This is a genomic window from Treponema denticola, from assembly GCF_024400535.1.
Classification (GTDB): domain Bacteria; phylum Spirochaetota; class Spirochaetia; order Treponematales; family Treponemataceae; genus Treponema_B; species Treponema_B denticola_C.
On the sequence record NZ_CP038800.1, the window covers coordinates 2,645,333 to 2,668,534 of the forward strand.

At 37.3% G+C, this 23,202-nt stretch carries 22 protein-coding genes and 1 pseudogene; 11 read left to right on the forward strand and 12 right to left on the reverse strand.

The genetic code is table 11. From position 1 onward, the window contains the following. Positions 1–34: 34 nt before the first annotated feature. Together E4N78_RS12530 and E4N78_RS12535 are read left to right on the forward strand one after the other, a co-directional pair. Positions 35–379 carry a putative Se/S carrier protein gene (locus tag E4N78_RS12530; RefSeq protein WP_255810873.1) on the forward strand — a complete coding sequence of 115 codons (345 nt, stop codon included), beginning with the start codon at positions 35–37 and terminating at the stop codon, positions 377–379. Next, the gene (locus E4N78_RS12535) at positions 366–1,514 is read left to right on the forward strand and encodes an aminotransferase class V-fold PLP-dependent enzyme (protein ID WP_255810874.1); all 1,149 of its coding nucleotides are present in this window, start codon (positions 366–368) and stop codon (positions 1,512–1,514) included. The genes E4N78_RS12530 and E4N78_RS12535 overlap by 14 nt, the downstream gene beginning before the upstream one ends. Positions 1,515–1,584: 70 nt before the next feature. On the opposite strand, the gene secF is transcribed toward E4N78_RS12535, so the two are convergent. The 3 genes from secF to yajC are packed head-to-tail and all read right to left on the reverse strand — an operon-like array spanning position 1,585 to position 5,054. Continuing rightward, positions 1,585–2,826, reverse strand: coding sequence for a protein translocase subunit SecF (gene secF / locus E4N78_RS12540; RefSeq protein WP_255810875.1), 1,242 nt, complete (start codon positions 2,824–2,826; stop codon positions 1,585–1,587). Further along, positions 2,810–4,591, reverse strand: coding sequence for a protein translocase subunit SecD (gene secD, locus E4N78_RS12545; RefSeq protein ID WP_255810876.1), 1,782 nt, complete (start codon positions 4,589–4,591; stop codon positions 2,810–2,812). Before secD ends, secF begins: the two co-directional genes overlap by 17 nt. A 49-nt stretch (positions 4,592–4,640) precedes the next feature. Continuing rightward, on the reverse strand, positions 4,641–5,054 hold the full coding sequence (gene yajC, locus E4N78_RS12550) for a preprotein translocase subunit YajC (RefSeq protein WP_255810877.1): 414 nt from the start codon (positions 5,052–5,054) through the stop codon (positions 4,641–4,643). A gap of 270 nt (positions 5,055–5,324) precedes the next feature. Between yajC and E4N78_RS12555 the strand changes: the two genes are divergently transcribed. Beyond that, a complete protein-coding gene (locus E4N78_RS12555) occupies positions 5,325–5,720 on the forward strand; it encodes a single-stranded DNA-binding protein (protein WP_255810878.1) in 396 nt (131 codons plus the stop codon). Positions 5,721–5,806: 86 nt separating this feature from the next. Here the strand turns inward: E4N78_RS12555 and E4N78_RS12560 are convergent, their stop codons facing one another. From E4N78_RS12560 to E4N78_RS12570, 3 genes and pseudogenes are all read right to left on the reverse strand, one after another. Next, on the reverse strand, positions 5,807–6,607 hold the full coding sequence (locus E4N78_RS12560) for an SDR family NAD(P)-dependent oxidoreductase (protein ID WP_255810880.1): 801 nt from the start codon (positions 6,605–6,607) through the stop codon (positions 5,807–5,809). 94 nt (positions 6,608–6,701) lie between these two features. Continuing rightward, positions 6,702–7,398, reverse strand: a pseudogene (locus E4N78_RS13895) (ISAs1 family transposase). Positions 7,399–7,654: 256 nt separating this feature from the next. Beyond that, the gene (locus E4N78_RS12570) at positions 7,655–7,900 is read right to left on the reverse strand and encodes a hypothetical protein (protein ID WP_255810881.1); all 246 of its coding nucleotides are present in this window, start codon (positions 7,898–7,900) and stop codon (positions 7,655–7,657) included. A 39-nt stretch (positions 7,901–7,939) separates the two neighbouring features. Between E4N78_RS12570 and E4N78_RS12575 the strand changes: the two genes are divergently transcribed. The 7 genes from E4N78_RS12575 (at position 7,940) to thiD (ending at position 15,925) form a co-directional block, all read left to right on the forward strand. Next, entirely contained in the window at positions 7,940–8,890 is a 951-nt protein-coding gene (locus E4N78_RS12575) for a phosphoribosylaminoimidazolesuccinocarboxamide synthase (protein WP_255810882.1), read from the forward strand. Continuing rightward, positions 8,887–9,369, forward strand: coding sequence for a phosphoribosylaminoimidazole carboxylase (purE, locus tag E4N78_RS12580; RefSeq protein ID WP_255810883.1), 483 nt, complete (start codon positions 8,887–8,889; stop codon positions 9,367–9,369). The genes E4N78_RS12575 and purE overlap by 4 nt, the downstream gene beginning before the upstream one ends. 56 nt (positions 9,370–9,425) lie before the next feature. After that, positions 9,426–10,928, forward strand: a complete 1,503-nt coding sequence (locus E4N78_RS12585; RefSeq protein ID WP_370644955.1) for a hypothetical protein — start codon at positions 9,426–9,428, stop codon at positions 10,926–10,928. 12 nt (positions 10,929–10,940) lie between these two features. Then, positions 10,941–12,143, forward strand: a complete 1,203-nt coding sequence (gene mtnK, locus E4N78_RS12590; RefSeq protein WP_255810885.1) for an S-methyl-5-thioribose kinase — start codon at positions 10,941–10,943, stop codon at positions 12,141–12,143. A 5-nt stretch (positions 12,144–12,148) separates the two neighbouring features. Beyond that, a complete protein-coding gene (gene mnmA, locus E4N78_RS12595; RefSeq protein WP_255810886.1) occupies positions 12,149–13,249 on the forward strand; it encodes a tRNA 2-thiouridine(34) synthase MnmA in 1,101 nt (366 codons plus the stop codon). Positions 13,250–13,301: 52 nt separating this feature from the next. Then, positions 13,302–14,888, forward strand: coding sequence for an ABC transporter transmembrane domain-containing protein (locus E4N78_RS12600; protein ID WP_255810887.1), 1,587 nt, complete (start codon positions 13,302–13,304; stop codon positions 14,886–14,888). A 227-nt stretch (positions 14,889–15,115) separates the two neighbouring features. Beyond that, the gene (thiD, locus tag E4N78_RS12605; RefSeq protein WP_255810888.1) at positions 15,116–15,925 is read left to right on the forward strand and encodes a bifunctional hydroxymethylpyrimidine kinase/phosphomethylpyrimidine kinase; all 810 of its coding nucleotides are present in this window, start codon (positions 15,116–15,118) and stop codon (positions 15,923–15,925) included. 14 nt (positions 15,926–15,939) lie between these two features. Here thiD and E4N78_RS12610 read toward each other — a convergent pair whose 3' ends face one another. Genes E4N78_RS12610 through nagB form a run of 3 tightly spaced genes read right to left on the reverse strand, consistent with a single transcriptional unit; the run spans position 15,940 to position 18,922 of the window. Beyond that, positions 15,940–16,995: a ribonucleotide-diphosphate reductase subunit beta gene (locus E4N78_RS12610; RefSeq protein WP_255810889.1), complete on the reverse strand. Its 1,056-nt coding sequence runs from the start codon at positions 16,993–16,995 to the stop codon at positions 15,940–15,942. Between the two features lie 43 nt (positions 16,996–17,038). Continuing rightward, entirely contained in the window at positions 17,039–18,127 is a 1,089-nt protein-coding gene (locus E4N78_RS12615; RefSeq protein ID WP_255810890.1) for an AI-2E family transporter, read from the reverse strand. A 6-nt stretch (positions 18,128–18,133) separates the two neighbouring features. Next, positions 18,134–18,922 carry a glucosamine-6-phosphate deaminase gene (gene nagB, locus E4N78_RS12620; RefSeq protein ID WP_010694105.1) on the reverse strand — a complete coding sequence of 263 codons (789 nt, stop codon included), beginning with the start codon at positions 18,920–18,922 and terminating at the stop codon, positions 18,134–18,136. A 228-nt stretch (positions 18,923–19,150) separates the two neighbouring features. Between nagB and E4N78_RS12625 the strand changes: the two genes are divergently transcribed. After that, positions 19,151–19,738 carry a DUF2715 domain-containing protein gene (locus E4N78_RS12625; protein ID WP_255810891.1) on the forward strand — a complete coding sequence of 196 codons (588 nt, stop codon included), beginning with the start codon at positions 19,151–19,153 and terminating at the stop codon, positions 19,736–19,738. Here the strand turns inward: E4N78_RS12625 and gatB are convergent. The 3 genes from gatB to gatC are packed head-to-tail and all read right to left on the reverse strand — an operon-like array spanning position 19,728 to position 22,983. After that, a complete protein-coding gene (gene gatB / locus E4N78_RS12630) occupies positions 19,728–21,209 on the reverse strand; it encodes an Asp-tRNA(Asn)/Glu-tRNA(Gln) amidotransferase subunit GatB (protein ID WP_255810892.1) in 1,482 nt (493 codons plus the stop codon). The two genes, E4N78_RS12625 and gatB, sit on opposite strands and share 11 nt — an antisense overlap. Next, a complete protein-coding gene (gene gatA, locus E4N78_RS12635) occupies positions 21,202–22,659 on the reverse strand; it encodes an Asp-tRNA(Asn)/Glu-tRNA(Gln) amidotransferase subunit GatA (RefSeq protein WP_255810894.1) in 1,458 nt (485 codons plus the stop codon). Before gatA ends, gatB begins: the two co-directional genes overlap by 8 nt. A gap of 12 nt (positions 22,660–22,671) precedes the next feature. Beyond that, positions 22,672–22,983: an Asp-tRNA(Asn)/Glu-tRNA(Gln) amidotransferase subunit GatC gene (gene gatC / locus E4N78_RS12640; protein WP_255810895.1), complete on the reverse strand. Its 312-nt coding sequence runs from the start codon at positions 22,981–22,983 to the stop codon at positions 22,672–22,674. Between the last annotated feature and the right edge of the window lie 219 nt (positions 22,984–23,202).

Here is a 23,202-nt window from a genome sequence, read left to right on the forward strand (position 1 = left end):
AAAGTATAGCAAAAAAGAATAACGGAATAAAGATTTGAAAACCTACGGAGTTTTTTCGTTTTCGTCTTCTCATCATGCGATAGCCGCTGAAGCTGTAACTGCTGACGCACTTACAGCTTCAGGTGAAGTTTCCGATGCTGAAGCATTGGAAACTTCGGGAGATTTTTCTTCTGCTGCAATTGAGGGCCTGACTGAGGCGAGGCTTATTCCTCTTCCGCCTGAAATTTCTGCGGGCTGCGGTTTGGTTTTGCGGGTAAATGAAGAAGGCATAAAAATGGCTTCACGCCTTTTAAGCGAGGCCGAAATTCCTTATACGGGAACTTATCTTTTAAAAATAGAAACAAATAAAAGGTTTGTGGAAAAATATGATCTATCTTGACAATAGCGCAACCACCCTTCAAAAGCCTGAAAGCGTGGCCCAAGAGGTATTTAAGGGGATTGCTTCACATCAATTCGGAAATCCGGGGAGAGGAGCTCATAGTACGGCCCATGCAGCGCTCACAGAGCTTTTTAAAACAAGGCAAACTTTGGCAAAGCTTTTTAATATAAAAAATCCCTTAAAAGTTGCTCTTTGTCAAAATGCTACATCTGCCTTAAACCTTGTTATAAAAAGCCTTTTTTCAGGCAAAGAAAATACTCACATCATAACCACCGTTCTTGAACATAACTCGGTCTTGCGCCCCCTTTATCAGCTCGAAAAAGAAGGAGCCGAACTTTCCATTATCCCTATCCAAGACGGCTTTTTGTGCTATGAACTCATAGAAAAAGAAGTCAAATCAAACACTAAAGCCATTATTGTAAACCACTGCTCAAACGTGATAGGCTCAATCTGTAACTTGGAGTCTGTTCATTCCATATGCAAAAAACACGGCCTAATCTTAATTGTAGATGCTTCTCAAAGTGCGGGTACAATTCCTATAGACGTATCAAAATACGGGCAAAGCATTTTTTGTTTTACCGGCCACAAGGGGCTCTATGGGCCGCAGGGCACGGGCGGTATTATCGTAAACGGAACCTTTGATTTTGCCTCCGTCTTTTCGGGAGGAAGCGGAGTTCACTCTTTCGATAAAACTCACCCCTCCGAGATGCCCGACATCTTTGAAGCGGGTACCATGAATGTTCCGTCCTTTATGGGTTTAAATGCAGGGGCGTCCTACGTTTTAAAAACAGGAATCTCTTCCATTCAAAAGAAATTGGCCGATTTAAAATTGCTTTTTATCGAGGAAATAAAAACTATTCCTAATCTTAAAATATACGGGAATCCTTGGAGCGAAAAAACGGGAGCTGTTGTAGGTATAAATATAGGAGATATTCCCTCGGGAGAAGTAAGCCGCCGCCTCGATGAAGAGTTCGGCATCGCAAGCCGGCCGGGTGCCCACTGTGCTCCCTTGGTACACAAGGCTCTCGGAACCGAAGAGCAGGGTATAGTCCGCTTTAGTTTTTCTTCTTTTAATACCTTTGAAGAAGTCAAGCAAGCTGCCGAGGCCTTAAAACAAATAGCTCAAAACTCATAAAAAAAGCAGCCGATTTTTAAAACCGGCCGCTTGGCTTAAAATAATTTCTACTGAGATTTATTCTCTCTTGTTAGATAACCGCTCCTGAAAGTTCTCCGGGGGCTCTTTTGCCTCTGGTAATCATCTCTCCGGCTTTTTTACCCTTGGAGGTAAGAGCGATAAAATAAGACGCAATATAGATTGACGAATAGGTTCCGCTTATAAGACCTACAATTAAGGCTAAGGCAAAATCTTTCATCGAATCGGTGGTAAACAAATAAAGTGCTACAACTGCAACCATCGTTGTAAGGGTTGTAATAATTGTTCGTGTAAATACCTCAGTCAGGGCTTTGTCCAAAATTTCGTTGCATTCCAGCTTCGGTTCAAGATGAATCTTTTCGCGGATACGGTCAAAGATAACGATTGTGTCGTTTATAGAATAACCTATAATCGTAAGAATGGCGGCTATCGTCGTAGAATTAAATTCCATCTGTGTCCACGAAATAAACATAATCATTACGAGCGTATCGTGAAGCAGAGCAATAATTGCCGCAAGCGAAAAATTCCACTGAAAGCGGAACATTGCATAAACAAAGATTAAAACCAAGGCACCGCCTACCAGCAATATTGCCTGTTGTGCCAACGAAGAAGAAAAACGTGAACCTACAAAGTCCGTACTTATAACTGCAATGTTTTCGGTACCGTAGGCTGCATTTAAGGCAGAGTTTATAATCGAGCGTAATTCTTTGTTTGCATCTTCATATTTTCCGTCATCGGCTAGTCTTATCTGAAAATATCTGTCTTCAGGAACACCTAATTGCTGAACCGAAACTGATGGTATTGAAGAAAGAGCATGACGAACTTCATCGGTACTTATCGGTTTAAGACCTTTTTCTAAATAATGAAGTCTAAACACATTAGACGAAAGACGTGAAGAAGATTCCGAATTGGAAAACAAGTTTTTAAGAAGCACATTTCCCGAAGCGGAAACTTTTACTTTTAAGCCGTTAATAGAAGCAAGGCCGTCAGCAAAGTCTTTAAGAGAAGGATTATCGGCAAACTTAAAGACATAAGATTTGTTTTCTCCATCCAGAGAGGTGGTAGTAATCGAAATGTCGGATATACCTTGCGAAAAAGAAACCGTTAAAGGTCCTTCATAGGAAAGCTCTACTGCCGTAGGAGCTATTTTTACTTTTTCTATAAAACCTGCCTGAAAGTCAATACCGAAATTTATTCCTTTAGTAAAGTAGCCTACTATTCCAAAAATCATGAGCCCTATACTGAAAATAATGCACGGAACGAAAAATTTCGAAAAACTAATTATTTTTTTCATTTTCTAACTTCCTCCAGCTGATATGAATCTTATTTAATTTTAGAGTTTGAGTTCCGAAATCGAATATTAAGCGTGAAACAAACAAGGCGGTAAATACGGAGGACACAACACCTATAGCCAAACTATATGCAAAACCTTTAATCGGGCCTGTTCCAAGGATGGATAGGAAGAAGGCAGCTATAAAAGTAGTGATATTTGAGTCCATAATGGCGGAAAATGCGTGGTCAAAGCCTGCATTAACAGCAGCTTCCCTTGTCTTACCTAATTTTAGTTCTTCTTTTATTCTTTCAAAAACTACAACGTTAGCATCTACAGCCATACCGATAGTTAAAATCATACCGGCAATACTGGGCAATGTAAGAGTTAAATTAAAGGCTGAAAGAACACTGAACATTATATAAAGGTTTAAAATTTGAGCAATACAAGCATTGATTCCAGCTTCCTTATAGAATACCAGCATAAAAACCAAGACGGCAATTAAGCCCCACTGTAAGGCCTTAATACCTTCATTGATTTTTTCGTCTCCTAGGCTGGCACCTACAACCTGCTGTGTTTCAAGCTGCAGCGGAACATTTAACCATGCAGTTCTTAAAACGGTTTTAAGATTGTTTGCCTCTGTTGCAGACATTCCGCTTATACTTCCTGCCCCCCCTGTAATAGGCTCCTTAAGGTTAGGGGCCGACTTTATCTTATTGTCCGAAACTATGGCAAGCCTTTTTCCGACATTATTTGTAGTTAATTCTGCAAATATCTTTGCTCCTTCAGCATCAAGAGAAAAATTGACAAGGGGATTATTGGACCTTTGATCTGCGGTAGTGTCTACGCTTACCAAGTGCTTCCCTTCAAGGCCTGCTTGTTTTTTTACGACAAGGAAGGGCTCTCTATCATCTCTTTCATCTATACCGTAGGCATCTTTGTGATATACCCCCAGTACCATACAGTCTTCCGGAATAATTTCTGGGTTTAAAAGATTGTATTCTGCATCAAAGGTTTTCCCCGGATTATTTCGGTAATATTCCCTAAAGGCCTGAGTAGCTTCATCATCCACTATATGGAAAGCTAAGATACCCCGCCCCATAATAATAGAATTTATCTTATCTGCATCGGCAGCTCCCGGTATCTCAATATAGATTCTATCTTCACCCTGACGGCGGATAACGGGATCCGTAAGACCGAACTTGTCTATTCGGCTTCGAAGCGTATCCATGGCCAAAGTCATGGCAGCCTTCTTTGAATCTGCTATTGTCTCATTGCTCGCTCCATCGGCAGAAATTGCAGAATCCAAGTCGGCTTTGATAATAACCAACATACCGCCTGAAAGGTCAAGTCCAAGCTTAACGGCATTTGTTTGGTAATTTTTTATACCTAAAATGGAATCCCTATATGCAGTTTCTAAAATAGGCTGAGCTGCCGTGATAAACTTTTCCTTGGAGGAAAGCTTAAAACTTGCAACAACCTCTTGAGCCGTCCACTGAGAAGGAAGCTCCATACCCAAAGCCTTTCGGCGGGACTTAGCTTCTTTAATGATGGGATCATATTTTTCCGGAAGAGTCTCTGTTGAATTTGAAGCAGCCATTTCTATAAGCCGATCAACATCAGCCCTAGCCATATTCTCGGAATAATCTTTAATCTTTTCTCTGGATGCCAATGCCAAAGCTTTATCTTCTTTATCCGTCCAAAAATACCATCTAAGGGTAGGATGTAAAAAAACAAAACACAAGGCAATAACAAGAAGGACAATGATAAATCTAACTCTTTTACTCATTATTTATCTCCAAATAGCTGCGGTTTTAATACTAAAACCGCAGATTGTTTTATTTTGACTCGTTTTGTGAAACTGTGCCGCCGTTTTCGGAATCGTTGGATTTTTTTCCGAATAGAGATTTTTTCTTTTCACCCTCTCCGGCAAAATCAGGCTTAGGAGGCTCATCTTTTAAAACGGCACCTACAGCGGAGCGGTTGATTTCAATTTTGCAGTTATCATCAACTTTTATGATAATTGTCTTTTCTTTTGTAGAACTTACAACACCGTGAATACCGCCGATGGTGATGATCTTATCACCCTTCTGAAGCTGAGAAATCATCTTTTCGGTTTTTTGCTGTTCCTTTTTTTGCGGGCGGATAAGCAAAAAATAAAAAATAACGAATACCAAGAGCATTGGTATTAAAAAACCGAAGGAACCGAAAGCGCCCGGAGCGGCTCCTTGCAATAAAGGCATAAAATTCATAAAAGCCATCCTTTTTAAAGTAATTTAAAATATAAATATAGGGAAATACAATACCATATTTTTACATATTCAGTCAATAAGAGGTAAGCCTTTAAAAAAGAGTTTTTTATACTTAAATTTTACAAAAATATTTTCAAAATTTTACTAAAAATTGCATTTATAAGCCTATAATTAGGTGAAAGCAAGGCAACGGCGCCGTAACTAAGCTTAGTAATATGGATGGACAAGTGTTCAAGTTGAAGTTATTTTTTTGATTTTCGGAGGTATAAAATGAAGTCATTAAACTCGCTTATCATTGAAGGAAACATGGTTAGGGAACCGGTAGTAAAAACTACGGCAAACGGAACAACTTTATGTACTTTTTCTATTGCATCAAATAGGAACTACAAAAAAGATGATAACTTTGTACAGGAAACTTCCTATTTTGATATAGAAACATGGGCAAACCTTGCAAAGTTGTGTGAACAAAATGGAGCAAAGGGCAGAGGCGTACGTGTCGTAGGCAGAATCAAACAGGATAGATGGGTAGGTACTGACGGAAAAAACTACAGCAAGGTAAAGGTTGTTGCAGAACATGTAGAGTTTAAGCCTATCTTTAAAAATGCGGGCGAAAAAACACAGGCAAAGGGGGAAGTTCTTATTGAAGAAAAAGTAATGGCATTTTAAATAATTATGCTGTCAAGGCCTAAGACGATTTTTTTACCTAAAATCTCCTTTACAGGTTATTCTCACATCGGGCCTTGATAGCGTCTTTATTCTGCATATAGTTTTTTTACGATAAAAAGACCTAATTGACGGGGTAAAATTCTATATAAAAGAAGCAAGAAGGAGTAAGTCCAATTATAAGGATAAAAGAATTTAATCTTCTTCTTTTCGGCAAGGGAGACAACGAATTTTCCTAAGCTTTCAGGGCTCATCCCCTTTTGCTCGTCTTTTTCCATTTTAGAAACGCTTTTTGAAATTCTTCCATTATAGGCATCATCTCCCAGATTTGACTTATTTCTTGCAGCCGTAAAGGGAGTGGCAACATCTCCGGGCATGATTAGGGCACAGTCCACACCGAAGGGCTGAAGCTCCGCTCTAAAAGCTTCTAAGAGCTTGCCGAGTGCAGCCTTTGATGCCGAATAAAAACCCTGAAAGGGAATGGCGATTTCTCCGGCTATAGAGCTGATCACAAATATCTTTCCGAAAGACTGGGGTCTCATATACGAGGCGGCTGCCCTTATAAATAAAAAAGCTCCGAAAAAGTTTACATCCATTTGTCTTTTTGCTTCTTCAAGGCTTGTAAATTCTACAGCGCCTGAAATACCGAACCCCGCTGCACAGACGGCTAAATCAATCCGCCCTTCTTTTTTCCAAATATCGGAAAAGGCTTTTGTAAGATTTTCTTCATCCGTAATATCAAGGCTGATATGCTTACTTTTTTCTTGAGGCAAACTTAAAAATTCTCTGCGGCTCATGGTGTAAACAAAATAATCTTTTAGAACCAAGGCCTTTGTAATTTCAAGACCTATACCGCTTGAGCCTCCCGCTACTACCGCTATTTTTCTCATAATTATACCCCGTTTCAGCTAAATTAAAGTCTTCATCATTATAGATAAAATTCTTTTTTTTCTTCTATCGGAAAATTTAGAAATATCATGGAAATCAATTTTGTAATATTTTTTTGATAAAAGATATATCCATGAGAGCTTTAAACATAATGTGTGACAAAGAAGATTTAGGTGCATTTTTTTGTTTGTATCGCGAGACCAAATTTAACGCCACTTTCCGTCCTATGTTCAAGGCTTGTTGTAGATTTTTATCTAAAAGCCGACAAAAGTCTTCTCTAAAATGAACATCTAATAACCAATGCATGGTTTCTACAACCCATTCTTTTCTTGCTATATCCAATAGCTGTTGAGCTGTAAGTTTTCTGCTCGAAATATAATAATGCCATTCATCACTCTTTCCTTTCTTACTCTTAAACTCTGAATGAATAGCTCCAATACAGCTTAACCCCTCCCATTCATCCGTATTATCCATCCAACCTAAATTAGTTGTGCAGAAGGCTGTTCGCTTTTCAACTCTTTCACGATTTTTTTTCACTTTTACAAGCCGTGTCCATTTGTTTTCTTAGAATTTCATCTTGAACATATTCTTCAATATCCGCTTTTAATAAAGGCTGGTTCCCTTTTACCGACAATAAATAGTCCCCTTTTCCTTCTTTTATGATTTTTGCCGTTTCTTTTTGACAATTTAAGGCATCTGCAACGATTATATGCCCTTTTATATTAAGAGTTTTTATAAGAGATTGAACCGTAGGTATCTCATTTGTCTTTCCTTTAACACACTTTTGTGCCAATGTTATACCAATTCTGCAACTTGTGCAGAGACTATGTGCAGCGGACTTTCATAGCTGCTCATTTTATCTGTTGAACGGATAGTTTTCCGTCTATCGCTATTGTAAGAGGCTTTTCTGTACCGTATTCTTTGATAAGAGCTTCAGCCATATTCATAAAACATTCGTTTAATGAGTCTATGTTTATCAATTTAAGTAGACAGGTTAGCCAATAATAGCAAGGTATCTTTTATGCCAGATTCTTTATTGAGCCTATCTTTTATAATGTCGGCAGTTGCCCATTCGTGTATTTCTCTAATGTTTTTACGGTACAAAGTCCAAGTAGTAATATTTTTAAAGCTTCATTTACGCTGTAAAAATATCCGTCGTAATTGCTTATTATTTTGATGTCGTTAAAGTAATCAAATATATTTTCTATTTCCATACCTACATTATCGGCAGTTTTTAGTAAAATTGATTTCCGTGTAGAAATATACACGATACTTGAAAATTTATAAATCTTCATATATACTTGGACGGTGTAAATTAACCTAAGGAGTTTAAAATGATTTCACGAAATGCAGCTTTTAGAGAATCTAATTTACCTCTCCCTTCAAAACAAACAGGAAAGGTAAGGGATTGGTACTCTCCCGAAGAAGGGAAACGCTTGATTGTAACCACAGACAGAATTTCTGCCTTTGACAGGGTTCTTACAGCCCTTCCATACAAGGGGCAGGTTTTAAACCAGCTTTCTCTTTGGTGGTTTGAAAATACCAAGGACATAATCAAAAATCACATAATATCTTGTCCTGATCCTAACTGCATTATCGTAACTGAAGTAAAACCGCTTCCGATAGAGGTCATAGTAAGGGGGTATATTACAGGCGTAACATCTACAGCCCTTTGGTACAGATATTCTTTAGGTGAAAGAAATATATACGGATATGATTTTCCTGAAGGCTTGAAAAAAAATCAGGCACTTCCTAAGCCGATTATAACGCCTACCACAAAGGGCGGCCCTACAGGTCATGACGAAAGACTTACCTGCGATGAGGTTGTTTCGCAAGGTTATCTGTCAAAAGAAGAATGGGACTTTGTACAAAAAGCGGCCCTTGCCCTTTTTGCACGCGGCCAAAAAAGTGCAAAAGAAGCGGGCTTGATTTTAGTAGATACAAAATACGAATTCGGTGTAGATAAGGATAATAATATTCTTTTAATAGATGAGGTTCATACCCCCGATTCTTCACGCTATTGGAAACTCGATACTTACGAACAAAGATTAAAGGAAGGGAAGGAGCCGGAAAACTTTGACAAGGAATTTGTGAGAATGGCCTATGCAGCAAAAGGCTACCGAGGCGACGGAGAAATCCCAGAACTCGATGAAAATGTCTGGAATGAGGCTATTCAGCTTTATATTACTGCTTACGAAAAACTGACAAAATCTAAATTTGTTCCGGGAGAATATCCGGTTGAAGAGCGCATAGTAAAGAACTTAAAAAAGGCAGGCTTAATGTGAAACCTCTTGTAATAATACTTATGGGTTCATCTTCAGATATGGGCCATGCAGAAAAAATAGCTTCGGAGTTAAAGAGCTTTGGAATCGAGTATGCTATAAGAATAGGCTCGGCTCATAAAACGGCGGAGCATGTTATTTCTATTCTAAAAGAATATGAAGCTCTTAATAGGCCGAAACTTTATATCACTATTGCAGGAAGGAGCAATGCTCTTTCAGGCTTTGTGGACGGTTTTGTAAAAGGTGCGACGATTGCCTGTCCTCCTCACTCCGACAGCTTTGGAGGAGCAGATATTTATTCTTCTCTTAGGATGCCCTCGGGTATTTCTCCGGCCTTGGTGTTGGAGCCTAAAAATGCGGCTCTCCTTGCTGCAAGAATTTTTTCACTTTATGATAAGGAAATAGCGGCTTCAGTTAAATCTTATATGGAATCAAATGCTCAAAAAATAATTGAAGACGATTCAAAACTAAAATTACAATAACGGCAGTTTTATTCACAATAAATAAACTGTCCAAAAAAAATTATGACGGAATTAAAATGCACAAACGATTGTTTTTAACGGCCCTATTATGCTTATTTTTTCTAATTAATATTTATACTCAAGATATGGATAATATATTCGATGATTATCAAGTTACCGTATCTTATCAAATTGAAAATGTAGAATATATAATAAACGGTTTTACAAAAGAAGCTCCTTTAGCAGATAAAATACAGGTAGACAAAAAAAGAATATTTTATTCGCAAGAAGAATTCGAAGCATATATTTCAGAGCTTAATACTGAATTCCATAACATGAGGACAATTGAAAGCCATGAAATTAGTTTTGAATTTTTAGAACCGAAAAACAATATTATTCCTGTAAAGCTTAAAATATATGTTAAAGATACATGGAATGTTATAGCCCTCCCCTACCCTAGTTTCGATTCAAACAAGGGGTTTGAATTTAAACTAAAATTAAAAGATTTTAATTTTTTAGGCAGACTCGAACCTTTCACTATTGATTTAATATATAATAAAGATAACAATGATAAATCATCTTTTTCATTAGGCACAAAGTTTGCATTACCCTTTTATGTCAATCCCGTTAAACTTGTATTGTTTAATGAAGCCGGTTTGAGTATAAATCAGGACAAAGAATTCGGTTTAAATATTGAAACAGGCTTAAGTGCTTCATATAAGTTTGGCCTTGATTGGCTCACTTTAACGGCAGGCATCACACAAAGTATAAATGTATCAGCTTCTCCATCGGAAAAGGATTATTATCTTAAAAACGGATTTTATACATCGCTGACATTTGACATATATAAAAATCAAACATTGGGCACAATCAAATGGACTCCTTATTTTGGTATAGACGGTAATTGGAAATTTACAAAAATTACCAAGGAAAATAAAAAAGGCTTAAACATTAATTGGTCGCATAGCTTTGGAATGGGCAAGGTAAACTGGATAAATAATTTTAGACAAGGCTTTACGGTAAATCTTGATAATAGCTATAAATATAACACTTATAAAAAAGGTAATGTAGATATTTCTTTTAATTTGGAAACAAAGGGCTTCTATTCTTTTTTAGACCGAATAGGTTTATACGGAAGGTTCGATTTTTTTTATAATCTATTCGGAAAAACATCAAGCGAACATACCGGAAAAATTTTGCGCGGTATTTTAAATAACCGAATTGAAACGGATACGGCCTTTAGTTTTAATTTTGATGTACCTATAAAAATAGGCGTTTTTAAATGGGAAGAAATTACCGGTGTTGAATGGACCCGTTTTTTCGGCTTTGAGCTGCACATAGTACCGTTTTTTGATATGGCCTTGGTTCATGATAAAAATACCAATACCTATTACAATCCGAAATACGGCTGGTATTCGGGCGGTTTAGAAATAATAATGTATCCGATCAAAATGCGAAGTATTTATACACGCATAAGTTACGGACATGATTTAAGAGAAATAAACAATAAAGACGGTTATGCAAAACGTGACGGCAAACCTGTTTCCGAAATTTTTATCGGGATAGGTTTGCATTATTAAAACGGAGGCAGGATGCGGTTTAGTTCCCATTACAAGATGGAAGGCGATGATATAATCGATTATGTCTTTGAGCACAGTAATTTTTTTGATTCGAATGAAAATTTAGTTTGCGAGGAAATAGGGGACGGAAATATAAATTATGTCTACCGCATTTTTGACACGAACACAAAAAAATCTCTTATTTTAAAACAAGCTGATGTTCAAACGAGGGTGCGCCCCGACGGATATTTAAATCCGGATAGGAGCATCCGTGAAGCCGAAGTTTTAAAACTGTATAACGAATGTGCTCCCGGTTTTTCTCCGAAAATAATTTATGCCGATCCGGTTATGGCTGCAATCATAATGGAAGACATCGGTTCTTATTCTAATTTAAGAATGGAATTAATGGCCGGAAAAATATTTTACGGAATTGAAGAACTGATTGCTCGGTTTATTGTGGACACAAGCCTGCCTTCCACAGATTTGGTTTTAGCTTATCAAAAAAAATTCCAAGCCGCAGCCAAATTTTATAATCCCGATCTTTGTAAAATTACTGAAGACTTGGTTTTTACTCATCCTTATAAGGATGTAAGGCAAAGAAATATTTTGCTCCCCGAAAATGCAGACTGGCTTAAAAAAAAGTTTTATGAAGATTTAAACCTTATTGCAAGGGTTGCTGCCTTAAAAGAAAAATTCAATAACTATCCTCAAGGGCTTATTCACGGGGATCTGCATTCGGGTTCTATCTTTGTAAAAAATGAAAATGAAGAAACAAAGATAAAAATAATCGATCCCGAATTCGCCTTTTACGGCCCAATAGCCTATGACCTTGGAAATGTCCTTGCTCATTTTATTTTTGCTCAAGGCTATGCAAAATATTCGCCTCTTTTTGTTGATGAAGAAAAGCAAAGAACGGACTTTTTATCTTGGCTTGAAGACGCAAAAAACAATCTATTTAAATTCTTCCATGTTTTTGCAAAAGATTTTCTTATTAAAAATATAAAAGATCCGGTTTATCAAAACGAAATTTTTATTGACAACTATATCGAAAAAATAAAAATCGATGCCGTTTCTTTTTGCGGCACCGAGTTAAACAGAAGGATAATCGGTTCTGCAAAAACAGCTGAAATTACAAGCATAAAAAAAATCGAAAACCGTATTGCCCTTGAAAGGGATTTAGCAGAACAGGGATGTGCCATGATTTTAAACCCAGAAAAAATTTTAAGAGGACTTTAAGCTTGATGAAGGTGCTTGTTGGTTTGAGCGGAGGGGTTGATTCCGCTGTTGCAGCAAAACTATTGATAGATCAAGGCTATGATGTTACAGGAGTTACGATGCAGCTTTTACCGAAACTATCCGGTATTTATAAAGAGCAGACCGATGATATTGAAGATGCAAAAAAAGTTGCAGCCAAGCTAGGTATAAAGCACATCGTATACGATATGAGGGAAACTTTTAAGGCTGAAATCATCGACTACTTTGTAGAAGAGTACAAACAAGGAAGAACGCCGAATCCCTGCTTTATATGTAACAGCAAAATAAAATTCGGCCTTTTTTTGGAACAAGCTTTAAAGGACGGCTTCGATAAAATTGCAACAGGCCATTATGCAAAAATAGAAAAAACCGAAATTGAAGGCGATGAAAGATTTTTACTAAGACAGGCTGAGGATGCTCAAAAAGACCAAAGCTATTTTTTAGCACTTCTTACTCAAGAACAGCTTTCCCGTTCTATTTTTCCTTTAGGAGATTTTACCAAAGAAAAAGTGAGAAGCATAGCCGAAGATGCCGGTCTTATAAATGCTCACCGTCCCGACAGCCAAGACATCTGTTTTGTTCCAGATGACGATTATACAAGGGTAATAAACGCCCTTGCTGCGGGTTCTTTTAAAGAAGGAAAATTTGTTGATACAATGGGAAATGAAATAGGCCGCCACAAAGGGCTTCAATATTACACCATAGGTCAAAGACGGGGCCTTGCAATCGCGATGGGCTATCCCGTCTATGTTGTAAAAAAAGATGCAAAGGCGAACACGGTTACTGTAGGCAAGGATGAAGAACTCTTTGCCGAAAGCCTCATCGCCTCAAAGGTAAATATAATCTCAAAAAAAACAATAGATAAAGAAATCGATATTGAGATAAAAACACGGTACCGTCAACAAAAGGAAAAGGCAAAATTGATTCCGCTTAAAAATGAGGACTTTAAACATACAGGGAAATTTAAGGTAGAATTTATAGAGCCTGAAAAAGCCGTCGCCGAAGGACAAGCCGCAGTTTTTTATGCCGGCAATTATATCATCGGCGGCGGCATAATAGAATCGGTTGAGAGGCTGGGAATACTTTAAAAATGAGCTTGACAACACTATATAATATAATATAATATAACAGGAGCTGTCTATGTTGTATAAAAAATCTTATTTTAAATTACATGCTAAAATTGTCTTACTTTCAATTATTCCGCTTGCATGCTCTGCTGCGATTCCATTGCTTTTAGGGAAAATAATAGATGACTTAAACAAGGGGTTTTCACCCGAAGTATTTAGAACCATAATAATTTGTTTTATCATTATCTTTGTTCAAAAAATTTTTAATTTTGTTTGGAACTATAATTTTAATACGGCAAAAAATATTGTTGCTGCTGCAGAAACCGAAATTCTTCTTGACGAGTTTTTAAGTGCAAAGTCTAATTTAGCCGGTACATTTAATAATGAAAAACTTTTAAACCGTATAGCCAATGAACCTTATAAATTGGGTTCTCTTTATGGGATAAGCCCTGTAATGCTTGTCAATAATATTATGATGTTTGTAGTGGCTGTTTGTGTTCTTTTATATTTAAATTGGCAGCTCTTACTTTTAACTTCTCTTTTTATTCCGCTGATATATCTTATAGGCTGCTTTGTAAGAAAAAACATTATGAAGTATTCGAAAGAAAGTTCTTTAGCCTCCGAAAAATTTCTTTTGCATTTAGGTGAAGCCTTAAAAGGTTTTTTAGATATAAAAATTTTTTCTGCCGAAAAGAAAATAAAAACATCCTTAACAAAGGTAAGAAGAGATATGTTAAAGGTGGAAAAATCGGAAGAATTTTATCAGCGGCTTTATCGGGACATAAACGGATTTTTGTACACCTCTTTACCTCTTGTAAATTTAGTCGCCGGTTTTATACTAATGAAATACGGAAAAACTACATTGGGTGCTATAATTTCGTTTTATATGTATGTAGGGCATTTTATTGAACCGGTACAAAATCTTGCCGACCTGCGTATGGCAATTTTAAATTCTAACGAAAAAAAGAAACTGGTTGATGAGATAAAAAAAGAATTTGCCGCCGATTTGGCAGGGCACAATAAAGCCGAAAACTTTAACTCCATTTTATTAAAGGATATAAAACATTCTTTTGAAAGTAAAGACATAAACATTAAAACCGATGTAGATATTTCATCGGCGGGACTTTACGGTATTTCCGCCCCATCAGGTTTAGGTAAAAGTACTGCCTTAAAAATTCTTTCAGGACTTTTATATTCCGAAACGGCTGCCGCTTATATCGGAGGTAAGGAGGTCAAAACCTTAAACCCCGATTCTCTTAACGGAAATATTTTTTACATAAACGATAAGTCTATAATTTTTCAAGGTACGGTTAAAGAAAATGCCGAACTTACCGAAGATGCTCATATTACAAAAGAAGTCTTTGATTCTATTTTTGATGAAAGCGATAACCTTTCGCTTGAAACTAATTTGGAAACTGAAGGAACAAATATTTCGTTGGGACAAAAACAAAGGGTGGTGTTGTTAAGGTTTTTTGCCCTTAAAGAAGAACCTAAAATTATAATATTAGATGAAGCTCTTTCGGGTCTTGATGAAGTAAGGGAAACACAGTCTATCGAAGCATTGCGTAAGGCTTTCCCTCATTCAATTATCCTTTTTATAACTCACCGCAAAAAATCTTTTGCTCTTTGCGATAAGGTTTTTGAATTTAAAGAAGTATAATTGAATTTCTTAGCCTCAAGACAAACATCAAAGAAAATGTTATAATTCCACCCACTAGGAGATATGATAAACAGTTCGGCAGAAATTCAGCCTCACTGTTTATCTGCGAGTTTTGTACCTTGAGTACAAAACATCGCATTATTGTATGCAGTTTGTAAACAAACTGCGTGAAAAAACTCTTTTCAGGATTTAATAATCCTTGCAAAAAGTTTTTATAGGAGATTACTATGATAAAACTTGCAACAATTGCCGGATCGGATGCATCCGGAGGGGCCGGCTTGGAAGCCGACTTAAAAACATTTCAGGAGTACGGTGTATACGGAATGGCTGCCGTTACGGTAATTGCAACGATGAATCCAGATAAAGAGTGGGGACATGAAGTTTTTCCTCTCGACGAGCAAACCATAAGAGCCCAGCTTGAAACAATTTTTAAGGGCATAGGCGTTAACGCTGCAAAAACGGGAATGCTTGCAACAAATTATGCAGTTGAACTTTCTGCCGAATACTTAAAAAAATATAATGTAGAAAATTATGTACTGGATCCTGTAATGGTTTGTAAGGGCGGAGACCTTGCCTTAAACCCCGAGCTTAATAATCTCATTATAAAAAAACTTTTGCCTTTGGCAAAGCTTATTACGCCGAACCTTTTTGAAGCGGGACAGATTGCAAAAATGCCGACGCCTTCTACAATCGAAGAAATAAAAGAAGCCTGCAAGATTATTCACGGAATGGGTGTTCCCTATGTCTTTATAAAGGGCGGACCCAAGTTGAACGGGGAACAATCGTCTATAGATATTTTTTATGACGGCGAACAATTTTTAAAAGTGGAAGGCGGGCTTATCGATACAAGGTGGACACATGGAGCAGGCTGCACAACGGCCGCAGCCATCGCCGCAGGCTTAGGCATAGGCCTTGAACCTTATGAAGCCGTAAGAAGAGCAAAAAAGTTTATCACTTTAAGCCTTCAAAACGGATTCCAACTTAATAAATGGGTCGGTCCCGGCAACCCTGCCGCATGGCGGAAGAGCTTTAATTAAAGAGCTTTATCTTTTTATAAGTCATCTACCATCGCCGATGATTTTGCATAGGCGGTGGATTTGGCTTCAAAGAAGTCGGTCTTAATCAGATTCGCATTGCTATACTGACTGACCCAGCTCATAGATTGAGGTTCTTGCCTGTGCCCTTCATAAATGGGTGCAAAACCGAGGTTTTCGCATCTGAGGTTTCCCAAATATTGAATATAGTCCGTAATCATCTGACTGTTAAGCCCGGGAATGTCGTTTCCTATAACATAATTTCCCCAAGCTATTTCTTGTTCACAGCCTTCTTTTATCATTCCCCTAAAAAGTTCGACATTTTGCGGAGTAAATAGCTGCGGCTCTTCTTTTTGAAGTTCCTGTATCATCGAGCGGAAAAGCCAGAGATGCGTATTTTCATCTCGGTTGATATAACGGATTTCCTGAACAGAACCGGGCATCTTATTGTTTCTTCCCAAATTATAAAAGAACATAAAACCGGAATAAAAATAGACACCTTCCAAAATATAGTTTGCAACGCAGACCTTTAAAAAGGCAAGAGCACTCTTATCTGTTTGAAATTCATTGTATAAATCGCCGATAAATTTGTTTCTGCGTAAAAGATGTTCATCATCTTTCCATTGATATAAGATTTCCGTCCGTTCTTCGGGAGAGCAAATTGTGTCGAGCATATAACTGTAACTTTGCGAGTGAACGGCTTCTTGAAAGGCTTGAATGGTAAGACATAGGTTCACCTCGTTAGCTGTTACATATTGGCCGACGTTGGGAAGATTTGCAGTTTGAATACTGTCCAAGAAAATTAAAAAAGAAAGAATTTTATCATAGGCCGTTTTTTCGGGAGCCGATAATTTTCGGTAGTCCTGTACGTCGGTGGTCATATTTATTTCTTCGGGTATCCAAAAATTATTCATAGCCTGACGGTACCAATCGCTTGCCCATGAATACTTCATATTGTTAAAATCGTTTAGGTTGGTGGTGTTTCCTCCAATCATCTTACGCTTATGAGTTTCTATATCTCCGTTTTCATTAAACAAGGCCTTATGCGGCAAAATAGTTTTTTCCGTTATCATAAATTTCTCCTTATACTAAATGCTCAAAACTGTCTTTATCATTTTATTTTTTTTCTTCTTCTATGTCCAAGGCCATATCCAAAATCGTAAAGAACAAGATTACAATCATCGGCCCCAAAATAATACCGTCAAATGAAAACATACTCACTCCGCCCAGCATTGAAAAAAAGATTAAAAGAGGATGTATCTTTATTCTATCCTTTAAAAAGAAGGGGCGTAGAAAGTTATCCATAAAGCTGATTATCGAACCTGCAACAACCAAAAAGATAAGACCCTTTGCAAGGCCGTCCGTAAAGCATAGCCCGACTCCTACAGGAAACCAAATTAGGCCACAGCCGACAAGGGGTAAAAATGTGCTAAAAAAGGTTAGAATTGCAAGCAAGAGTGCACTTTGCACACCGAATATAAGATAAACTATAAAAGATGCAAGACCTTGATAAAACGAAACCAAAAAAAGTCCCTTAAAAAGATTGGTTGTAATTTCGCCTATTTTAGAAAAAAGTTTGTCTGATGTTTCATTCTCTATAGGAATGGCATGTTTTAATAAGCTAAAAAGATAAGCTCCGTCTACATAAAAAAAGTAAAGAGCAAAGGCAAAAAAAACAAGGGATAAAAAAAACGAACCGGCATTTTTTACAAGGCTTGTTGCATACCGCAATATTTTATCCGAAGAAGAAGATAAAAGGCTTAAAAATTCTTTTTGCAAATCAAGGTTGGAAATATCTACCGTTCCCATAGATAAACGGTTTACAGCTGCGGCTATATCGTTTTTTGAAAAGCCGGACTCTGCATTGTTTATGTTTTCTAAAAAGCTTTGAATATTTTGAACAAGGATTTTTCCTTGCCCGAATATTTTTATCACCACAAAAAACAAAACACCTGCCACAACTAGAACCGTTATTATTGCAAAACTGCCTGCAAGCAATCTTTTTTTTATCGGGAAAGTCTTTTTCTCTTTATTCATTTTGGATAGTATCTTATTATATAAGGGCCTTACCAAAACATAAATTACTGCCGACCATAATAAAACGCTTGCATATGGCAAAAATAATTTACCCACAAGAATCAACATTCCTGCAAGTAATACGAAGAACGAAATAGTTTGAAGTCGGTGCTTGTTTTCTTGATACATCAGTTTCTATTTTCCTTTTTCGATATCCAAAAAGTATTTTACGGTTTTTACTTTAAGTTCATCTGTTGCAGCATCATCACAGATTATAATGGATTTAGGATGAAGTTGTAAAGCGCTTACAGTCCAAACATGGCTTACCCCCCCCTCTACTGCTTGATGAACAGCTTCAGCCTTAGCGTGCCCTGTTGCCATTATAAGAACTTCTTCGGCATCCATAATCGTGCCGATGCCAACAGTCAAGGCTGTCTTTGGAACAAGGGCTTCATTTCCCTCAAAAAAGCGTGAATTCATTATGATGGTATCCCGCGTTAAGGTTTTTTCTCTTGTGCGGGAGGTTAATGAAGAATAGGGCTCATTAAAAGCTATGTGACCGTCTGCCCCTATTCCGCCTAAAAATAAATGGATTTTCCCGTAAGAGCGGATAGCCTTTTCGTAGTCCTCGCATTCCTTTTTCTTATCTTTGGCCATTCCGTTTAATATGTGAATGTTTTTAGGCTCAATGTCGATGTGATTAAAAAAATTATCCATCATAAAATAATGATAGCTTTGAGGATGGGCGGCTTCCAAGCCTACATATTCATCCATATTAAAGGTAACTACATGCTTAAAGGATAGAATACCTTCTTTATGCTTTTTTATAAGTTCCTTATAAACCCCTAAGGGAGTAGAACCCGTCGGAAGTCCTAAAACAAAGGGCTTTTCTTTTGTAGGTTTAAATTCGATAATTTTATTGCAGATATAATCGGCAGTCCATTTTGAACAATTTTCATAATTGTTTTTTATGATAAGTCTCATAGAGTCTCCTGCTTAAGCTGAAAGCTTAAGGTCTACATAATACAAAAAAATCAAGGTTTAGTAAATAAATTAAGATAAATTTTTACATCAAATGGATTTTTGAAAAAAATCATAAAAACGGATTTTATTTATATCTTGAATTTATATATATAATATGGCAGAATCCAATACATGAAAAGAAAAAAATATTTTATATTAATATTTATTATATATTTTATAAAGCCTTTTTTGCTTTTTTCAGAAGAAGAGCCGTATAAGGAAGAATATTCCGTTCAAGAAAAAACGAGTCTTAATGAAAAAAAATGGGGTTTTGACCGCTTTGTCTTTGCTGCTGCAGGGGGTATGGGCATAGGTGTAGATCTTTCCCCTTCAAATAAAGCCGATTATACCGTCTTTTTCGGTCCCAGCTTAAAATTTGATACACAGTTTTTATTTAAATCCGGATTCTCTCTTTTAATTACAAATGAGATGAATTTTCCCTTCCTGTATGATAACACAAAAAAGAAAATAGAACCTCCTACAGGTACTCTATGGAATTTCGGTTTCTTAGCCGGTTACACCTTTGCTTTAAAAAACGATTTGGAAATGACGCTTGCAGGAGGCTTTGGAGGCGTTATGATGATTATGCCTCAAATTATTGCCCAATTTAGCCTGTCAAAATTTTTTACAGAAGTCTGCGGGCTTTATTTTGCAGTAAGCAATAAATTCATCATCATCCCCGATTTATTTTTTAACACAAGAAATATTTATTTTCTTAATATTTTTGATGCCGTACTAGGAATATCATTTAGGATTCCCCGCAGAACTAAAGGCTAAGTCTCTTATTTACAAGCTCAGCGGCTTGTTTGGGATTAGCCTTGCCCCCGGATTCTTTTATAACCTGCCCCATGAGCCAGCCTGCAACATTTGTTTTTCCGTTTTTCCAATCCTTAACGGCTTCCGTATTTTCGGCAAATACCTTTTCCACTATTTTTTCGATAGAGGAAGTGTCGCTTATCTGTTCCATACCTTTTTCAGAGATTATAAGCGCGGGCTTTTTACCTGAAGCAATCATCTCCACAAAAACATCCTTTGCCTGTTTACTTGTAATCTTTCCGTCTTCGATAATATTTACAAGCTCTGCTATTAACTCAGGTCCGAATTTTAAGTCTGCAAGACAAGAGTTCGTTTCATTTAAGACAGCCAGAACTTCTGCAAGAATCCAATTTGCACATTTTTTAGGAGAAGAAGATTTTTTTGCAGCTTCCTCAAACCATTCGGCTAAGTCTCTTTCTGAAGTAAGAGTTTGAACATCAAATTCCGAAAGATGGTAATCTTTTTTAAAGCGGAGCCGCTTTGCTTCGGGCAGCTCACCGACAGAATCGCATACCTCTTTTATAAAGTCATCACTTAATTCCAAAGCCCTTAAATCAGGTTCAGGCATAAAGCGGTAATCTTCAGCTATTGTTTTTGTCCTCTGAATAGAGGTTTTACCTGAAGGCTCGTCCCAGCCCATAGTACGCTTAAAGCCGGCTTTAAAGGCTATGCGGTCCTTGCTATTATATTCTTCCAACTGCCGTAATACCTCATAAGCACAGGCATCCTTTACAGCCTTAAAGGAATTCATGTTTTTTATTTCTGAAATCGGCGTCCTAAATTCGGTTCCATTGTCTATGATTTTTAGGTTGATATTTGCATCACAGCGAAGAGCCCCTTCTTCCATATTTCCATCCGTTACGCCTACAAACCTTAAAATCTCACGGATAGTCTGCATATACCTTGCAGCTTCTTCAGGACCGGACATATCCGGCTTTGAAACTATCTCTATAAGAGGAACTCCTGAGCGGTTAAAATCTATATAGCTGTGAGAACCTTCTATGTGGAGGCTTTTGCCTACATCTTCCTCTAAATGAATGCGTTCAATTCTTATCTTCTTAAACCGAGGTTCTTCATTTTGTCCTGAAAGATTTATTTCAACTATTCCGTTTTCACAAAGAGGCTTAAAAAACTGTGTAATTTGATAACCTTTTACAAGGTCAGGATAAAAATAATGCTTTCTATCAAACTTAGAAAAATTATTTATCTTACAGCCGAGAGCATGTCCTGCCCGAATACCGAATTCTACATACTCTTTGCTTACAGTAGGCAATGCTCCGGGAAGACCTAGGCAGCACGGACATACCCTCGTATTCGGAATACCTCCATACCTATTTTCACACGAGCAAAAGGCCTTTGTTTTAGTTAAAAGCTGACAATGTATTTCACAGCCGATTATTATTTCATACTCTAAATTACCGTATTTAAGCATTTTGTTCCTCCCAAGTCTTTGCAAGTTTTAAAATACGCTCTTCCGAAAATCTTTTACCGCAAAACTGAATTCCAACCGGAAGTCCGTCCTTGGTCTTTCCTGCCGGTACTGAAAGGGAGGCAACTCGAGCAAGATTTACAAATGTTGTAAAAAGGTCGGAAAGGTACATGGCTATGGGGTCATCAATTTTTTCGTTAAGTTTAAAAGCCGGAGCCGGAGCTGTCGGACAAATGATAAAATCATATTTTTCCAAAACTTCATTTACTCCTTGTTCTATCTTAGAACGGACATTTAAACTTTTTTCATAACAATCACCTGAAAATTCCTTTGAAAGTACATAATTACCTGTTATGATTCGCCTTTTAACCTCAGGCCCGAAGCCCTCACTTCTAGTCTGAATATAGAGCTCATCATTTCCTTTTCCTACATCCTTTCTAAGCCCGAATCTTATACCGTCTATACGGGAAAGATTACTTGCACCTTCAGAAAGAGCAAGAGTATAATAGGTAGGAATTGAAGCTTCCAAAACAGGAATTGAAACCTCTTCAAGCTTTGCACCATTTTTCTCAATCCAAAGACAAATATCATCAAAAACCTTTTTTACATCCGCATCAAGGCCTTTAGTATTTAAAAATTCTTTCGGTATTGCAAACCTTAACGAGGCAAATTCTTCTTTTGAGTAAGACGATAGTTTTAGCAATGACGATAAGTCTGCATCTTCAGAGGTTTCGTCTTTTTTATCTTTTCCTGCCATTACAGCAAGACCTAGGGCTATATCATTTATTTCTTTTCCAAAAAGACCTACTTGATCTAAAGATGAACTAAAAGCTGCAACGCCGTACCGGCTTAAAAGGCCGTATGTAGGTTTAAGTCCGTAAATACCGCAATAGGAAGCAGGAAGGCGTACAGAGCCCCCTGTTTCAGTGCCCAAAGAAAAAGGAGCTTGATTTCCGGCAACAACAGCGGCTGAACCGCCCGAGCTCCCTCCGGGAGTCCTTGCCCGATCTACAGGATTACGCGAAGGCCCATAACATGAAAATTCCGTTGAAGATCCCATAGCCAGCTCATCCATATTTATTCTACCCATTAAAACAGCACCGGCAGCTAAAAGGCGCTCAATAACTGTTGCATTATAAGGAGCATAATAACCCTGCAATGAGCGGCTGCAGCATGTACATAATTTGCCTATCATAGAAATATTGTCTTTTACTGCAATCGGCAAACCTAAAAGAGGTTTATCATCAAAAGAGCAGCCTTGAGCAATGAGTTCATCGGCTTTTTTAGCATTTTCCTCAGCATCTTCAAAAAATTCGATAAATCCGTTTAAGGGAAGAGGATGTTTTAGATCTTTTTCATACTCAGCCTTAAAAGCCCTCATAATTTCGAGAGAAGAAAGCTCCTTATTCTTTAATTTTTCACGTAATTGTGTAAATGTTAAGTCGGTTATCATAAAATAAGCCCCCTAAGCCCCGGATCCCAAGACTTTGGGAACCCTAAAATAGTTATCCATGTATTCTGAGGTCATTTTTTTAAGATCTCTTTGTTCAAGACCTTCCTTTACTTCAGAGGAGCGTAAGGCCCTTTCATCATGCTTTTCATACATTGAAGAATCTAAATTATTGTCGGCAAATTTATCCAATATTTCAAAATAGCCGATCAAACTGTTTACCTGTCCTGATAAGCGGATCTTTTCTTCTTCTCCTAAAGATAATCGGGAAAGATATAAAAGCGTTGAAAAGACCTCTTTTGATATTTTATTGTCATTTTTTTCCATAAGTGAAAGCAATAATACCATAAAAACAAAAGGATGTTAAGTAGGCCGCGAGAATCCGAGTCCGGGACAGACCTCCTGCGTTATATTTTTAAAAATATACTCAAGGCTGAAGATAAATTTTATATTGAAAAAACTCAAATTTATAAAGAATTACGAAAATAAGCCGATAAACTATTGAGTTCTTTATTTTTAAATAACCGGCTTATTTACAAGTGGTTA

Excerpts from the sequence above, each read along its gene's own strand:
- E4N78_RS12615 (WP_255810890.1), bottom strand. The coding sequence starts at position 18,127 with ATGTATCAAGAAAACAAGCACCGACTTCAAACTATTTCGTTCTTCGTA.
- E4N78_RS12575 (WP_255810882.1), top strand. The coding sequence starts at position 7,940 with ATGATTTCACGAAATGCAGCTTTTAGAGAATCTAATTTACCTCTCCCT.
- E4N78_RS12535 (WP_255810874.1), top strand. The coding sequence starts at position 366 with ATGATCTATCTTGACAATAGCGCAACCACCCTTCAAAAGCCTGAAAGC.
- mnmA (WP_255810886.1), top strand. The coding sequence starts at position 12,149 with ATGAAGGTGCTTGTTGGTTTGAGCGGAGGGGTTGATTCCGCTGTTGCA.
- thiD (WP_255810888.1), top strand. The coding sequence starts at position 15,116 with ATGATAAAACTTGCAACAATTGCCGGATCGGATGCATCCGGAGGGGCC.
- gatC (WP_255810895.1), bottom strand. The coding sequence starts at position 22,983 with ATGGAAAAAAATGACAATAAAATATCAAAAGAGGTCTTTTCAACGCTT.
- E4N78_RS12570 (WP_255810881.1), bottom strand. The coding sequence starts at position 7,900 with ATGAAGATTTATAAATTTTCAAGTATCGTGTATATTTCTACACGGAAA.
- E4N78_RS12610 (WP_255810889.1), bottom strand. The coding sequence starts at position 16,995 with ATGATAACGGAAAAAACTATTTTGCCGCATAAGGCCTTGTTTAATGAA.
- E4N78_RS12585 (WP_370644955.1), top strand. The coding sequence starts at position 9,426 with ATGCACAAACGATTGTTTTTAACGGCCCTATTATGCTTATTTTTTCTA.
- gatB (WP_255810892.1), bottom strand. The coding sequence starts at position 21,209 with ATGCTTAAATACGGTAATTTAGAGTATGAAATAATAATCGGCTGTGAA.
- secF (WP_255810875.1), bottom strand. The coding sequence starts at position 2,826 with ATGAAAAAAATAATTAGTTTTTCGAAATTTTTCGTTCCGTGCATTATT.
- nagB (WP_010694105.1), bottom strand. The coding sequence starts at position 18,922 with ATGAGACTTATCATAAAAAACAATTATGAAAATTGTTCAAAATGGACT.
- secD (WP_255810876.1), bottom strand. The coding sequence starts at position 4,591 with ATGAGTAAAAGAGTTAGATTTATCATTGTCCTTCTTGTTATTGCCTTG.
- E4N78_RS12555 (WP_255810878.1), top strand. The coding sequence starts at position 5,325 with ATGAAGTCATTAAACTCGCTTATCATTGAAGGAAACATGGTTAGGGAA.
- E4N78_RS12600 (WP_255810887.1), top strand. The coding sequence starts at position 13,302 with ATGTTGTATAAAAAATCTTATTTTAAATTACATGCTAAAATTGTCTTA.
- mtnK (WP_255810885.1), top strand. The coding sequence starts at position 10,941 with ATGCGGTTTAGTTCCCATTACAAGATGGAAGGCGATGATATAATCGAT.
- gatA (WP_255810894.1), bottom strand. The coding sequence starts at position 22,659 with ATGATAACCGACTTAACATTTACACAATTACGTGAAAAATTAAAGAAT.
- E4N78_RS12560 (WP_255810880.1), bottom strand. The coding sequence starts at position 6,607 with ATGAGAAAAATAGCGGTAGTAGCGGGAGGCTCAAGCGGTATAGGTCTT.
- yajC (WP_255810877.1), bottom strand. The coding sequence starts at position 5,054 with ATGAATTTTATGCCTTTATTGCAAGGAGCCGCTCCGGGCGCTTTCGGT.